Raw genomic sequence first — 14,041 nt, forward strand, 5'->3', positions numbered from 1 at the left:
TTTTCTTTTTAAGGAGACTGAGTTTCACTGTTCCGCCACCTTGCTACCGCTGGTTTTAATGGCAGTACAACTTTTTAACAGGTGTGCGAATGCGCTGTTGTTTTGAACCGTCTGTTCTTCTGGCTCCACCGAATGCTCACCTAAACGTGTGATGCCACCGGCGGTAACGCCAATAATCATTACCTGATCACCCACCTGCACCCGGCAAAGTTTCTCGCCACGGGCAAGAGGCAATGTTTCCAGTAATTTCATACGACTGCCGGCAACGGAATATCCACGCATGCGTTTCATTAAAAATGCCAACGCTAGAAACAGACCAAGCACAAACATCAGCATGGCACCGGTTTGTATGGCCCAACTCAAAGTATCGAGATTGCCGCTCTTCTCACTGGCATACACTGGCAGTGAGAAGGGCAGCGGTAGAGCTAACAGTAATGGTCGTATTTTCAATTTAGTTTGAACGCCGCATCGGCTGGCTGTTTGACTACGTGACTCAGTCGTATGCCGTATTGGCCATTCACTTCAACCACTTCGCCCTGGGCAATAAGTCGCCCATTCACTCGTACGTCCAGTGCTTCGCCGACTTTACGGTCAAGCTCAATCACCGAGTCCTGCTTAAGAGCCAGCAGTTCATTAATCGATAACTCGGCTTGCCCCACTTCCAGAGAAACGGTGACCGGAATATCAAGAATGATGGACAGATCGGTGGTGTTATTGGCGTCATTGTCCAAAGGCAGGGCGGCATCATGCTCACTCTGTAGAGTAGCGTCAGAGTCAGTCGTTAACTGATCCATAAGTACATCAGACATATAGAATTAACCTGGAATTTAGAGTTCGGTAGTAAAGTTAGAAGCGCGATCGTTGCAGCCCATCACTTGCAGACAAAGCTGGTCGTTCATTTTCACCACCTGAGCGTTGAATAAATGACGCCCTGCGCTGTGAATATTGGCCACTGAGCTCATTCGGATGGGAATAAAATCACCAGGCTTTAACTGTTGTATATTTCGCAGTCGGGTTGTGTATTCACAGAGCGTTGCCGTGAGTGACACGGGCACGGTATGAAGTGCAGTATTCAATTCTTCAGGGTCAACAGAGGAAACGAAATGATCCGTATCGTCTTCTTGTAGCAGAGCGAAGCTTTCCCTGGACATCACAAAATGAATGTCGACGGTATTCGTTCCAATCGATAGCGTCAGGGTATGAAAAAGCTCGATTGGTTCTTGTTCACTTTTGCTGATGGCTTCATTACCGGACAGGGCTAGAAATTCAAGCCCGCTATTCTCAGTCACTTCTTCCAATGAACGCTGAAGCTGCGCAGTGATAAATCTGACCAGTTTACCGAGAAGGTGTTTTTCACTAATGGTTAAAGATGGCCTGGCTATTGACACCTCACCGTTACCACCGCAGGCGATATCCACCAGTATGGTGGGTATTAGCCGGTGAATAAATAGTCGTGCCTGGGCATGTTCTGCCACCGTGAAATGATGAGTGATGAATTGATCATCCGCTATAACGGGTTGTTCTAGTGTTTCTTCCGAGGGTGGTCGTTGTTCGAGACAAATTGCTTCACCCCATTCTTTTTTGATAGTGCTAGCAAGTGCTTCAGTACATTTGCTTCCCATGGATTCAAACAGACCTGTCAGTGACTCTGATTGTGATGCAGCGTTGTTTCTACCTTGAATCAGATCAAAAGGTCTCATTTTTACGAACTACTCCTCATTAGCCATTCAAGACAAAATAAATATGGCAACAAACGACCATAGTCAGACAAGCATCTTGGTGGTGTTATAAATACTGAAGCTGTTGGATTCTAGAAAAGCGGTAGGCCAGTCTGAGAAATTTTGCGCATTAGAAAACGAATAGAGATTTTTGATAATAAGTGCAAGTACGCACACTGCTGCGTACAAAACCTAAACAACAAGTGTTTATCTTTACTTAAATTTGAAATAGATTTGTGACGCGTTACTCATTATTCGAATTATATTGATACCGAGTAATGAAAATAGCGAATTTAGTGCGTCCAGACGATTTCGCGAAGCAGGACAAAATTACTTCATTTGCGAATCCGTAAACATACGTCATACCAATAGTGTGGTTAGTAATCTCGATTGGTGTTTGACTCGGATTTCCGATTTCTGAAAATCTAAAGTAAGCACCAAAATGATAGCGACACTGTTATGTATATGCAGTCAGCAGCAGAATGGTCATGTAATAAAGCTATCAAAAGCCTATGCAGTCCGTTTCTTGATGCTTGTTTCAGTCTTGGCCATTTCCTCATTGGCTGATGCCGAGACTGTAGCACCATCCAAAGCAACAAGCTGGCAAGTTCAATATCCAGAAAAGCGACTGCATAGCGGGCGTTGGTCTGCGTCCAGTAAAGATACTGACTGTCGTTTAATATTGAACAGTTACACTAAGGGTGAATTGTATCTGCAAAGCAGAGATCAGAGCGAGTTGCAGCTTGTTCTTGATGCTCCTTTAACAACAGCCGCTCAAAGAAGTTCAGTCCTCCTTCTGGAGGCTGCGCCATGGCATGAATACACAGCGGCGACACGGCTTTCTAATGGCTCCTTCCAGGAAAATGGAACAGTGTTGTTCCGCCAAAATATCAGTCAATTGGCAGATAAGCTGTTTCAGGGGTATTGGGGGAGAATAAATCTAAAATCGACAGAAGGGAAAGAGCTCTCCATTGCCATGTCATCTGTAGACTTCCAGGTGCCTTACAACGATTTCTCAGCCTGCCGGAAAAAACTGCCGCCAGTTCGTTTTGAAAAAATCAAAAAAACGTCAGTGTTCTTCGATTCAGGTGGCTCAGTACTCAATGATTCCAGCCCAGAGCTCGATCTTATTCGCCGTTATCAGGAATATGATCCAAAGGCTATCACCAGCATCACTATTGATGGTTACTCAGACAGCAGTGGCCCTCAACTGAGAAATCTGGATTTATCCAGATACCGCGCGAAAGCCGTAGAAACTTACTTGATTAGTGCTGGTATCGATAAAACGTTGATAAAGGCTGTGCGTCATCACGGTGAACGCTACCCGGATGCAAGTCAGCGCAGCAACAGACGTGTTGATGTGCGGCTTAACACAGATAACGAGACGGTTAGACCTGATACCGACACCGCGGTCAAAGATGCCAAACTGGAAAAATAATTCCGCTTCAAAAGAGAGAACGTACCGGCAAATGCATCGAATCCTTGTAGTGGATAGTGATCCACTGACGACCAGTTACCTGAGTGACCTGCTTAACAGCCAGGGGTTTCAGGTCGACCATGCTTCCTGTATTGAGCAGGCGCAATGTGTCGTCTCAGAGTGTTTGTACAGTCTGGTGATTATTGATGCAGATCTTTCCACTGGCGCGGAAAAAAGACAATCGTCTGGTGATGGTTACGAGCTTCATCAAAGGCTATCTATTTTACAGCCAGGATTGCCGGTTCTGCTGATCAGTGCGCACAACGATTTAGCAAAAGCCATCAATGCTATCAAGATGGGCGCTGTTGATTTTCTCTCCAAGCCGTTGAATGAAGCGGCGTTATTGAAATCAATTGGATCTGCGGTTAGCCATTCAGAGCATCAAAGTACGATTATTGCAGCCTCTCCTTCCAGCCTGCAAACCGTGCAGCTGGCTCGTAAAGTGGCCGCCTCACCGGCAACCGTGTTGATTACCGGTGAGAGTGGCACGGGCAAAGAAGTACTGTCCCGTTTTATTCATGATAATTCCTCCCGTGCTAAAGGCCCTTTTGTTGCCGTGAATTGTGCAGCGTTACCTGAGAGCATGCTGGAGTCGATCTTGTTTGGCCATGAAAAAGGCGCGTTTACGGGGGCAACCAGTCGCAGGGAAGGTAAATTTGAACAAGCCAACGGCGGCACACTGTTTCTGGATGAAGTCGCAGAAATGCCGTTGGCTCAACAGGCAAAATTACTGCGTGTGCTGCAGGAGCGTGAAGTTGACCGCCTTGGCGGTAATGCACCGATTAAACTCAATGTTCGTGTTGTGGCAGCAACCAATCAGGATCTTCGTCAGCAGGTAGTAAACGGCACCTTTCGTGAAGATTTGTATTACCGTTTGAATGTGTTCCCCATTCATTGGGCGCCATTGAGAGAGCGTCGGGAAGATATTCTTCCACTGGCGAATGCGTTGTTGAAACGTTCGGCGCTTCAGGAAAAATTACAGCCACCGGTTTTGTCACCGGAGGCTGAACTATGCCTTCAGAATCATCAATGGCCTGGCAATGTTCGCGAGCTGGATAATGTATTGCAACGTGCAGTAGTGATGTCCAGTCATCTTGTTATACGTCCTGATGATCTGATGTTGGAATCAGTATCTGCACCGCTTGCACCTAAAGAGGTTTTAGAGGTTTTGCAGACTGAAGCGATTCCGGTCAAAAACGCTCAAACTGAAATTTCCCGGGAAATTGAGCAGTTGCCACAGCCCGGACGCAAAAAAGCAGAGCTTCAGCATATCGTTCGATGTCTTCATGAACATCAGGGGCATCGCGGAAAAACGGCAGAAGCCCTTGGTATATCGACCCGCATGCTCCGCTACAAACTGGCTCGCCTGCGCGAAATGGGCATCAATACAGAACATTTATCGTCTAATGAGAAAGCGTCAGGCAGATTTTCTGCTTATCGCTTTGATGCTGACAACCGACATTTGATTTACGCCTGAGACCGGGCAGAGATAGACAGGAATACCCATGAACATAACGCCTCTGGTCGAAATGCCAAATTCAGGTTCATTGTCCGCAGCATCGGTTGATACGGTGCAACCACAAATACTGGCAGGTGCCTCTGGTGAATTACCAGACACTGACCGGGTAGCATTTTCTGATCTGTTTGAACTGGCCGTCGAGCAGGTCAATCATCGTCAAGAGGTAGCGGACAAAGCGCGTCATGCTGTCGAAATCGGAGCCAGCGACGATGTAGCCGGCGCCATGATTCTCAGTCAGAAATCCAGTTTAAGTTTTCAAACAATGATGCAGGTTCGTAACCGGGTGGTATCCGCTTATGAAACTGTTTTCAATATGCCGGTTTAAGGGGTGAGTTGGTAACGTGACACAAGCCCAGACTCAGGAAACGCTTCAGACAACGGCATCCAGCCGCCCGCTGCTGGAAACACTCACGGCTAAAGCGCGTAACTTACGCGCTTCTTTGCCTGAATCCATCACCAATCGGTTGCCGACGGGGCAGATGCTGCTGTTTGCCGGTATTGGCTTTGCTGCCCTCGTGGCGGTTCTGGGAACACTCTGGTTTTGGCAGGGTGACGACAACTGGCGTCCATTGTTCGGTGGTCAGGAACAGTTTGATACGGCGGGTGTCGTTGGTGTTTTGGATGGTCAGGCTATTCCTTATCGCCTTGACCCCAATTCTGGCCAGATATTGGTGCCAGACCACAGTATTGCCAGTGCTCGTATGCAAATGGCCGTTGCCGGTATTACACCAAAATTGCCCGCGGGTATGGAATTGCTGGAAAGTGGCAGTGCTCTCGGGCGCAGTCAGTTTGTTGAGAAAACGCGCTATAACCAGGGCATGGAAGGTGAGCTGTCTAAAACGATCATGACACTGAATGCAGTGCGGAATGCCCGGGTTCACATCTCTATTCCAGAGCGCAGTGCGTTTATGCGGGGTCAGTCACAGGCCACTGCATCTGTCGTCTTGGATCTTAAGCCTGGCATGCAGCTGGATTCACGACAGGTGAACGCCGTTATTCATCTGGTCGCTGGTAGTCGCTCTGAACTGCAGCCAGAAAATGTAAATGTACTGGATCAGTACGGCACATTGCTCACCGGTCAGCCTGATGAACTGAACCTGTCAAATCGCCAGATCACCCATACACGACAAATGGAAAGGCAATATATTGAGCGCATTCTCAATTTGCTGGAACCGGTGGTGGGCAGTGGCAATATACGGGTTCAGGTCACAGCAGATGTTGATTACAGCGTTGTGGAAAAAACCAGTGAAGGTTTTGATCCTGAAAGCGCTGTGGTTCGTAGCGAAAGCATTTCTTCTGAGGCAGACAATAGTACAGAAAATACGACCACTGCCGGTCAACCTGCGGCTGTTGTGCCAGGGGCTGACAGTCAGCAACGGCAAAAATCCCAATCGGTTCGTAACTTTGAGCTGGGTAGAACGGTCAGCAACATTCGAGAAGCCACAGGGCAGATTCGCAAGCTGAGCGTTGCCATTGTTATTAATAGTCTTCCATCGGTCAGTAACACAGAGTTTCCACCAGAGCAGTTGGCCCTTATGAACTCCCTGGCAAGAGAAGCGGTGGGTTTTGATGAGGCGCGTGGCGATGTGATGAGTCTTCATAGCCTGCCATTCCTGCAATCCATGATTGCCCAGTCCGGCCAGAGTCAGTGGGAAAATACCCTGCAGGAATACACCGGGCAATCCGCTGCCAACGTGATGGCCATGCTGGCTATTGTTTTGGTGGCGATTTGTCTGGGTCTGCTGCTTCGAGTCTTTATACTCCGCAGAAGGCCAATCACACAAATTCAAGCACCAGTCGAGCTATCCCCCGTTGATCTTCTGACGCCGGAAGGCGTATTGGTCACGCCAAACACGCCTCAGCAGACTCTGGAACAGGCACGAATAATGGCCACCGAGCGACCAGAGTTGATTGCTCATGTTCTGAAACAGTGGATTAAGCCGGAGTAAATCATGGAACTAGCAATGCAACCCGGCAACGATCTTAACGGGATTGAAAGCCAGCGAACTCAGTTGGAAATGGCTGCCATTCTACTGCTTGGTCTGGGAGAAGAGGCGGCGGCAGAGGTTCTAAAAAAAATGGCCTCTTCTGAAGTCTATCGCCTCACCCGCGCGATGACACAGTTAAACGACATTACGCTGCAGGAGCTGGAATACGTCAGTAACAAGGCGTTGCGGGAAAGTGAACAGCTGCCGTTAATCACCGACCGTGATTACGTTCAGCGTACGCTTCGCACGGTTGTTGGTGATAAAAAAGCCGGAAGTCTGATGGAGTCCATGATGTCTGATGAGCTCAGTCCGATTCTTGAACGACTGGTCTGGCTCGAAGCGGATGTTCTGGTGGAGGCCATGCGCGATGAACCTCCTCAATTGCAGGCGGTTCTACTGACCTGTATGGAGCCGGAGCGCGGAGCTGAAGTGCTGTCACTATTACCACAGCAGCAGCAATTAGACGTTGTTAGTCGTCTTGGTTCACTGGATAAAGTTCCTCCGGCCAGTATTGATGCTATTTGTGCGCTATTGGAAAGTATCGACGATGATCGTAGCCGTCCTCATTCCATTGATGGAACCGGACAGCTGGCAGAGATTCTTAACCATGTAGAAGACAGTGCCGGCGAGCTGATGATGGAGCACCTGCGGGAAAGCAACGAAGCGGTGGCCGAGCTGGTGGCATCCCTTCGCTTTACCTTTAAACATTTGTTACAGCTTGATGAAAAACAGTTGCGTCTGGTGATCGAGAATACCCCACAAGATGTACTTGCACTGGCGCTGAAAGGTTTGTCAGAAGACGACACAAACAAGGTATTTGGCTGCATGACTCAGCGTGGTTCCAGCTATGTGCGGGATGAGATGGAAACCGCCGGGCAAGTGAAAATGAGTCGAGTCCAGCAGGCGCGTCGTGAAATGCTCAACACTACCAGGAAACTGGAATCTGATGGGCTTATCGAAATATCAATGGCCTCTGAGGAACTGGTTAACTGATGGACGACAAGAGACCATCACAGGAGCTTATGTTCCCGGTTTTAGCGAGCCGATTTGAGTCTGAGCTGTTAGTGCCTTTGGTGGATATGTCGATGGCTAAAGTCGCTGCATCGTCGATTCGGCCTTTTATTGAGCTGCCAGAAACATCAGCTGACGTTGCCGAGAGCAATGAACCTGTTGAGCTTGAGTATGACGAGCCAAAGCATGAAGATCAAAGTCTCGATGCCATTGAAGAGTCTCCCCAAGAGCCGGAAATTACAGAAGCTGCCCTATTAGCTGCCTGCGATAAAGCCTATGAAAATGGGTTTCAGGCAGGACAGGAAGCGCTTAGGAGTGAGCAGGAAGCACAGGTTGAGGAACAAAAAAAAGAACACGAACAAGGCTTTGCCCAAGGTGTTGAGGAAGGTAGAGCGCAAGCATTAAAAAATCATGAGGTTGAACTGCAACAGCAGCATGCTTTGCTGAAACAGGTTGTTTCACAGCTTCAGATCTATGGCGAAACGCAGGATCACGAACTGACGGATGCTGTGGTTCAGCTGGTGAGCAGCATTACTAAAGAAATGGTGCAGGCGGAGTTGATGCTGCAGCCAGAAGCGATACAACGTGTGGTCAACGGTGCGATTGCCCTGTTACCAAGGACATCGAAGCAGTTACGTATTCATGTGAACCCTGATGATACTGACAAACTTCAGGATCTTAATCTCGGGCAAGAGATCTCAGTAGAAGTGATTGCGGATGACGCGCAAGAAAAAGGCGGCTGCCGTGTTTTCTGTGATCAGTCCGAAGTGGATGCCAGTGTGGGTTTGCGAATGGAAGGTTATATAAACTCTGTTTCGCAGTTTCTGAAAGCGGATCGATTTCCGCTGGGCAGACAATAAATGACTAGCCTGATCCAGCGCTGCGAACTGGCTAAACAGGCGGTGACTGGTTTGAACACCATGGCGACCTATGGTCGTTTGCAACGGGTTGCCGGGCTGAAACTGGAAGCCAGTGGCTGTGACCTGAGAACAGGTCAGCGCTGTCAGATTGAAACGACTGGTAATCGTCGTATAGAAGCAGAAGTGGTGGGCTTTGATCGGGATCGCATCTACCTAATGGCTGTCGGTAAAGCCTCAGGCCTTCGCCCTGGTGATCGAATAATCCCTTTAAATGACGACAATGGTATTCCTGTTGGTCCATCCCTGCTGGGCAGGGTGATTGATGCGGTCTGTACGCCGTTGGATAACAAAGGGCCATTGCTCACCAATGAGTACATTCCCTTTGATGGAGAAACCATCAACCCATTACAACGCCACCCGGTCACAGAGCCTCTGGATGTTGGCGTTCGAGCCATAAACTCCATGTTGTCTGTGGGCAAAGGCCAGCGCCTTGGTTTGTTTGCCGGCAGTGGTGTTGGTAAGAGTGTGTTGTTGGGGATGATGACGAAATTTACCAAGGCCGATATTATTGTGGTGGGTCTGGTAGGCGAGCGTGGACGGGAAGTCCGGGAATTTATCGAGCATATTCTTGGTGAAGAAGGTCTTCGTCGTGCAGTGGTTGTGGTTTCCCCTGCTGATGATCCACCGCTGATGCGGCTTAAAGCCTCGAACCTGTGCCATCGTATCGCTGAATACTTTCGTGATCAGGGACAGGATGTCTTGTTATTGATGGACTCTCTGACGCGTTATGCCCAGGCGCAGCGGGAAGTTGCTCTGGCCATTGGTGAACCGCCGGCTACACGAGGTTATCCGCCGTCTGTTTTTGGCATGATTCCCCGTCTGGTGGAGCGTGCTGGTAATGGCAGAACCGGCGGTGGCTCGGTCACAGCATTTTATACCGTGTTATCAGAAGGGGATGATCAGCAGGACCCAATAGCTGACGCTGCTCGTGCAATTCTGGATGGTCATATTGTACTTTCCCGGGAGCTGGCAGAATTCGGGCATTATCCCGCCATTGATATTGAGGCTTCTGCCAGCCGGGTTATGCCGCAGATAGCATCTGTGGAACATATCCGTGAAGCGCAGCGTTTCCGTCGTGGTTGGTCCTTATACCGGCACAATCGAGATCTGCTCACCCTTGGTGCTTACAAGGCCGGTTCAGATCCACAGCTGGATGAAGCGATACGGCTATTGCCGGTTATGACCGGGTTGTTACAGCAGGAAATCAGCGAGAGTGCTGATTTTGAATCATCGCTGGCATCGCTCTCCTCTGTCTGGAAAAGCAAAACATGACGCAACGAAAAGATGGCTTAACCCATTGGCGAGAACTTCAGCAGTCGGCTTTTGAAGAAGAGAAGCGCGCCTCAGTGCAAGCACGACAAAAGCTGGAAGAAGAGCAGGATCGTCTACTGCGTCTGGACAGTTTTCAGCAGAATCTTTATCACCAACAAGGTCGTCAGATCACTACTCTGGAGCTGCAGGCTAATTGGCAGTTCAGTCGCCAGTTAGATCATGTTATTCGACATCAACGTCAGCAATTGGCGGTGGAGCAATCGCAATACCGTCGTCGTGAAGCGTTGTTGGTAGAACAGCAGAAGAAACTAAAAACGGCTGATAAATTACTGCAAAAAAAGAAGGAAGCGCTGATCAAGCAATACCAGCGTAGCGAGCAGAAAGTGTTGGATGAATTATCTGCCGGATTTGCCCTCAGGCAAGATGAGTTTGCGTAGTAACGACGACATACGACACTTCGTCCCCAGCTCCAAGGCTGCCGAAAAACTCCAGAAACCTCGTTCCCATGCGGAGCGAGGTTGTCGCAAAAGGTATATTGATAAGGATAAAACACTTAGTCGTCATCTCCGCGCAGGCGGAGATCCACTGTTCGTGGTAGGTTCCCGCCTACGCGGGAACGACGATATTAGAATATTTAGCCCTTTTCACCCTTTCGCGACAACTTCAGAGCATGGGAACGAGGAGCGTATAAAATATTAAGCAATAGCAAGCGACATAGAATCACTGGTCATATTCTGAGAACCATCCGCAAAATAAGAACTGCCGTTATCCACAGACGGCCCGCGTAAACGATTAAGGGCTTTGCCAGTCAGTGTCATTTGCAAGACGACTGTCTTTTGATTATCTCTGCTGAGCGCCTGACATTCTTTTGCCAGTGCGCTGATCTCCGCCAGCATATCCAGCGCTTGTTTCGAATGGTTCACAGGCCATGCATTAATTCGACTTTTGACCGCACTTTCCCATGATGTGCCTGCAGCAAGGTGAATGCGATTTTCCTGAAGGTATTGCGCTTTATGGTGATTGTTTTGTTCCGTAGCCGCTCCAATCTCATCCATCTGCTCATTGCTTTTCTGCAGAGCATCAGTGTTTCGGCTGGCGATACAGGCCTGCTGATGAAGAAACAGTGCTTTCAACTGTTTCAAAAGGCTCAGGTCTGTCGTCAGGATTTCAGGGATGGTGGCCATGCAAGTGTTTACTCAGTCTCTGCGCCAAAAATAGCGTCTTCAAACTCCAGCATTTTCTGTGCCAGTTGTTCTGCATCAATCTTCAACTCACCATTGGAAATAGCGCGGCGAATGCTTTCCACCTTTGCGGTATCAACGTCAGGTGTCGTCATCGCCTTCTCGGTGGCTTGTTCCACTAAGGATGACGATGGTTTCGCATTGGTTGAACCCACACTTGCTTGATCTTTTTTGTCAGCAAACCGACGAGGCTCTGATATCAACAGTGACAGATCATTGCCACCAATTTTGCTTGTACTCATTACATCCACCACTCAACAATTTTCTTCACACAGCATTTGCAGGCAAACCGTAATCGTCACTAATGGGAAAAAATTAAATTTACGGCTGCTTTTTCTCATTTGATGGTGATTTCTCCCCGCCCGGTCACGATACCGTAGACCATCTTTTGGCTGTTAAGGTTCCGTACCCGGATCTGGTCATTTATCCCTCCGCCCTCCATTGCTTCACCGGCGACACTGATATTCACAGTGCCGTCACCCGTCTTGATCACAACTCTATCCCCTCTGGAAATCAATTGCTCTGAAGTCAGCATATCGGGCGCTATCGGTGTGCCGGTCTTTATCCGGACACGGGTGACTCGATAAGCCAGGGCCTGTTTGCTGGATAAATACCCTTTCCTGAGTTCAGCCAGGTTCTGTCGTTTTAATGAAACCGCTGATGAGGGTATGGCTTCACCTCTTTCAAGTAATCGGTTCGCAGTCAGAACCGGTTTATACATCGCAATATTCCCCCGCAGAAAAACACTCCAGTGTTTGCCAGAAAGACATTTAACTTTAAGGCGTTGGTCTCCTATATCACTACGACTGAAGTCTTCAATCACCGGTGTTGATGAGCAGGCTGGCATGCTCAAGCGTGTCGACGGTGGTATTACCGATGTTTCGTATCCCGTGGCGGCCAGCGTTTTTTTTATGCGGGCAGCCTTGGCATGGAGAAACTGTTCTCCAGCACTGATTACCTGATGTTCAAACGTCTCGGCCTGAAGCGCTCCGGACACTGCAATGATAAGGAAGGCGGAAAATGCTTTCCTCGAGGTGCAGGCCTGTATTAGTTGCCGTATAGCGCTTGAAATTGCTGATGTCACCGCTTCCATGCGGAAAAGAATTTCCGCCTTCATTGATAAACACTCTGACTTACAAAACAGGCTTTCGAGTATTTCACGATAGGCCATTGAAATGTATGAGTGATTTGCGCTAATTCACATAATTGATAATAAGTTTATTTTTTGGCACGCCTATTGCTTTAACCGGGTTTGAAAATGTAAATCAAACGACAGCAGGCAGTAGTTAATGGGTGTCAATTTTGACAAGACTCTTGGAGTTCACGAGCAGGGGTTGCAGCTGAGAGGTCAGCGTGCAGAAGTTATCTCGGGCAATATCGCCAATATCGATACACCGGGATACAAAGCGCAGGATCTGGATTTTAAGCAAGTATTTCAACAGCAGCAAAACCAGCTGTCCCTTACGCGCACCCGAGAAAATCATTTGTCTCTGGATGACATCAGCCCGAAAGAACCTGCTGTGTATGAACGCACACCGCTGCAGCCATCTCATAACGGCAACACCGTTGAGCTGGGTCAGGAACAGGCAGCGTTTGCCCGCAACCGCATGGAATATGAAACCAGTTTCACCTTTCTCAATATGAAAGTCCGTGGCCTCGAACGAGCCATTAATGGGCAATAGTCTTTTAAGTAATTCAGGATTTTCTCTGTGTCTCTAAACCGAATTTTTGATATCGCCGGGTCGGCCATGACTGCCCAGTCCCTGCGATTGAATACCGTGGCCAGTAATCTGGCCAATGCCGAAACTCCGGCTGCTTCTGCTGAAGAAGCTTACAAAGCCCGAAAGCCACAGTTTTCTGCGGTGCTGAATCAGGTAAATGACGAACCGGCTTCCGGCTATTCAGTGTCTGTCACTGAAATTCTGGAAAGTGAGGCCCCTGCTGTTGCACGTCATCAGCCGTATCATCCCATGGCAGATGCAGATGGCAATGTGTTTTATCCCAATGTCAACGTGGTGGAAGAGATGGCAGACATGATGTCTGCCTCCCGTAACTACCAGAGCAACATTGAAGTCATGAACAGCGCCCGACAAATGCAGGAACGCCTGCTGAGTCTCGGTCAATAACAGGAATATTGAACATGTCTGTTTCAGGAATCAGTGGTGCTCAGGCAGCGCCGCCGCAGTTAAACAACCCAAATAATGGGCTGGATTCTGATGCCTTTCTGCAAATGCTCATGGTGCAGATGAATAATCAGGATCCAACCGCACCCATGGATACCAGTCAGATGGTCACCCAGCTATCCGACCTGACCATGATGACCGGCATGACGGAAATGCAAAGTGCCGTGGGTGATTTGGGCGCTCAGATTTATTCATCTCAGGCACTTTATGCGTCTGCGCTGGTGGGTAAAGAAATCATGGTGTTGGCCAATGTGGCTGATCTGTCTGAAGGGCAGACCGTTGAAGGTGAAATCCTCCTTCAGGCCAGTACCGATGAGTTGACCATCAATGTTTACGATGAAAACGACAATGTTGTTGCAACCCTGCCAATGGGTGCTCAGAAGTCTGGTCAGATTGAATTTGACCTGAGCGATCTGGATGAGCCTCTGCCTGAAGGTAAATACCGACTGGAAGCAACCGCCTCTTTTGATGGTAAAGAAACCGAAGTGGCCATTGTTCAGCGCACCTCAGTCAACAGTGTGGTAATGCCAGGCAATGGTCAGGAAATCCTGATAGAGGCAGAAGGTATCGGCCTTGTTCCACTGTCGTACATTATGGAAATTCAGGGCGCTGCTTCCGGCAGCCAGCCCGAGATGGCATCCAACCCTTACTTCAGACAGCCGGCTCTGCAGGCTTTTTCCCAGATTCAACGTTTAGCTCAGGAACAATAACA

Annotated in this window: 17 protein-coding genes; 11 read left to right on the top strand and 6 right to left on the bottom strand. The window is 48.7% G+C overall.

What is annotated here, in order from left to right; all coding sequences use genetic code 11:
* Positions 1-24: 24 nt before the first annotated feature.
* Genes fliO through AKL11_RS08215 form a run of 3 tightly spaced genes read right to left on the bottom strand, consistent with a single transcriptional unit; the run spans position 25 to position 1,700 of the window.
* Positions 25-450 carry a flagellar biosynthetic protein FliO gene (gene fliO / locus AKL11_RS08205; RefSeq protein WP_067516318.1) on the bottom strand — a complete coding sequence of 142 codons (426 nt, stop codon included), beginning with the start codon at positions 448-450 and terminating at the stop codon, positions 25-27.
* Positions 447-809, bottom strand: a complete 363-nt coding sequence (fliN, locus tag AKL11_RS08210) for a flagellar motor switch protein FliN (protein WP_067516320.1) — start codon at positions 807-809, stop codon at positions 447-449. The genes fliO and fliN overlap by 4 nt, the downstream gene beginning before the upstream one ends.
* A gap of 18 nt (positions 810-827) precedes the next feature.
* Positions 828-1,700, bottom strand: a complete 873-nt coding sequence (locus AKL11_RS08215; RefSeq protein ID WP_067516321.1) for a FliM/FliN family flagellar motor switch protein — start codon at positions 1,698-1,700, stop codon at positions 828-830.
* Between the two features lie 547 nt (positions 1,701-2,247).
* Between AKL11_RS08215 and AKL11_RS08220 the strand changes: the two genes are divergently transcribed.
* The 8 genes from AKL11_RS08220 to AKL11_RS08255 are packed head-to-tail and all read left to right on the top strand — an operon-like array spanning position 2,248 to position 10,342.
* Positions 2,248-3,156: a MotY family protein gene (locus tag AKL11_RS08220; RefSeq protein ID WP_157673472.1), complete on the top strand. Its 909-nt coding sequence runs from the start codon at positions 2,248-2,250 to the stop codon at positions 3,154-3,156.
* Positions 3,157-3,187: 31 nt separating this feature from the next.
* Entirely contained in the window at positions 3,188-4,672 is a 1,485-nt protein-coding gene (locus AKL11_RS08225) for a sigma-54-dependent transcriptional regulator (RefSeq protein ID WP_067517256.1), read from the top strand.
* Positions 4,673-4,700: 28 nt separating this feature from the next.
* The gene (gene fliE / locus AKL11_RS08230; protein ID WP_067516325.1) at positions 4,701-5,039 is read left to right on the top strand and encodes a flagellar hook-basal body complex protein FliE; all 339 of its coding nucleotides are present in this window, start codon (positions 4,701-4,703) and stop codon (positions 5,037-5,039) included.
* 16 nt (positions 5,040-5,055) lie between these two features.
* The gene (gene fliF / locus AKL11_RS08235; protein ID WP_067516327.1) at positions 5,056-6,663 is read left to right on the top strand and encodes a flagellar basal-body MS-ring/collar protein FliF; all 1,608 of its coding nucleotides are present in this window, start codon (positions 5,056-5,058) and stop codon (positions 6,661-6,663) included.
* Positions 6,664-6,666: 3 nt separating this feature from the next.
* Complete coding sequence (locus AKL11_RS08240; RefSeq protein ID WP_095210264.1) at positions 6,667-7,695, top strand: flagellar motor switch protein FliG; 1,029 nt, start codon at positions 6,667-6,669, stop codon at positions 7,693-7,695.
* Positions 7,695-8,573 carry a FliH/SctL family protein gene (locus AKL11_RS08245; protein ID WP_067516331.1) on the top strand — a complete coding sequence of 293 codons (879 nt, stop codon included), beginning with the start codon at positions 7,695-7,697 and terminating at the stop codon, positions 8,571-8,573. Before AKL11_RS08240 ends, AKL11_RS08245 begins: the two co-directional genes overlap by 1 nt.
* Positions 8,574-9,905, top strand: coding sequence for a flagellar protein export ATPase FliI (gene fliI / locus AKL11_RS08250; protein WP_067516333.1), 1,332 nt, complete (start codon positions 8,574-8,576; stop codon positions 9,903-9,905).
* Entirely contained in the window at positions 9,902-10,342 is a 441-nt protein-coding gene (locus AKL11_RS08255) for a flagellar export protein FliJ (RefSeq protein WP_067516335.1), read from the top strand. The genes fliI and AKL11_RS08255 overlap by 4 nt, the downstream gene beginning before the upstream one ends.
* 258 nt (positions 10,343-10,600) lie before the next feature.
* Here the strand turns inward: AKL11_RS08255 and flgN are convergent, their stop codons facing one another.
* From flgN to flgA, 3 genes are all read right to left on the bottom strand, one after another.
* The gene (gene flgN, locus AKL11_RS08265) at positions 10,601-11,089 is read right to left on the bottom strand and encodes a flagellar export chaperone FlgN (protein ID WP_067516339.1); all 489 of its coding nucleotides are present in this window, start codon (positions 11,087-11,089) and stop codon (positions 10,601-10,603) included.
* An 8-nt stretch (positions 11,090-11,097) separates the two neighbouring features.
* Complete coding sequence (flgM, locus tag AKL11_RS08270; protein ID WP_067516341.1) at positions 11,098-11,388, bottom strand: flagellar biosynthesis anti-sigma factor FlgM; 291 nt, start codon at positions 11,386-11,388, stop codon at positions 11,098-11,100.
* Between the two features lie 95 nt (positions 11,389-11,483).
* The gene (gene flgA, locus AKL11_RS08275) at positions 11,484-12,263 is read right to left on the bottom strand and encodes a flagellar basal body P-ring formation chaperone FlgA (RefSeq protein WP_067516343.1); all 780 of its coding nucleotides are present in this window, start codon (positions 12,261-12,263) and stop codon (positions 11,484-11,486) included.
* A gap of 172 nt (positions 12,264-12,435) precedes the next feature.
* Here flgA and flgB point away from each other — a divergent pair, with 172 nt between their 5' ends.
* Genes flgB through AKL11_RS08290 form a run of 3 tightly spaced genes read left to right on the top strand, consistent with a single transcriptional unit; the run spans position 12,436 to position 14,039 of the window.
* Entirely contained in the window at positions 12,436-12,828 is a 393-nt protein-coding gene (gene flgB, locus AKL11_RS08280) for a flagellar basal body rod protein FlgB (RefSeq protein WP_067516346.1), read from the top strand.
* A gap of 27 nt (positions 12,829-12,855) precedes the next feature.
* Positions 12,856-13,272, top strand: a complete 417-nt coding sequence (gene flgC / locus AKL11_RS08285; protein WP_067516347.1) for a flagellar basal body rod protein FlgC — start codon at positions 12,856-12,858, stop codon at positions 13,270-13,272.
* A 14-nt stretch (positions 13,273-13,286) separates the two neighbouring features.
* Entirely contained in the window at positions 13,287-14,039 is a 753-nt protein-coding gene (locus AKL11_RS08290) for a flagellar hook assembly protein FlgD (RefSeq protein WP_067516349.1), read from the top strand.
* The last annotated feature ends 2 nt before the right edge of the window (positions 14,040-14,041 follow it).

The sequence above is a fragment of the Endozoicomonas ascidiicola genome, from assembly GCF_001646945.1.
GTDB lineage: Bacteria > Pseudomonadota > Gammaproteobacteria > Pseudomonadales > Endozoicomonadaceae > Endozoicomonas > Endozoicomonas ascidiicola.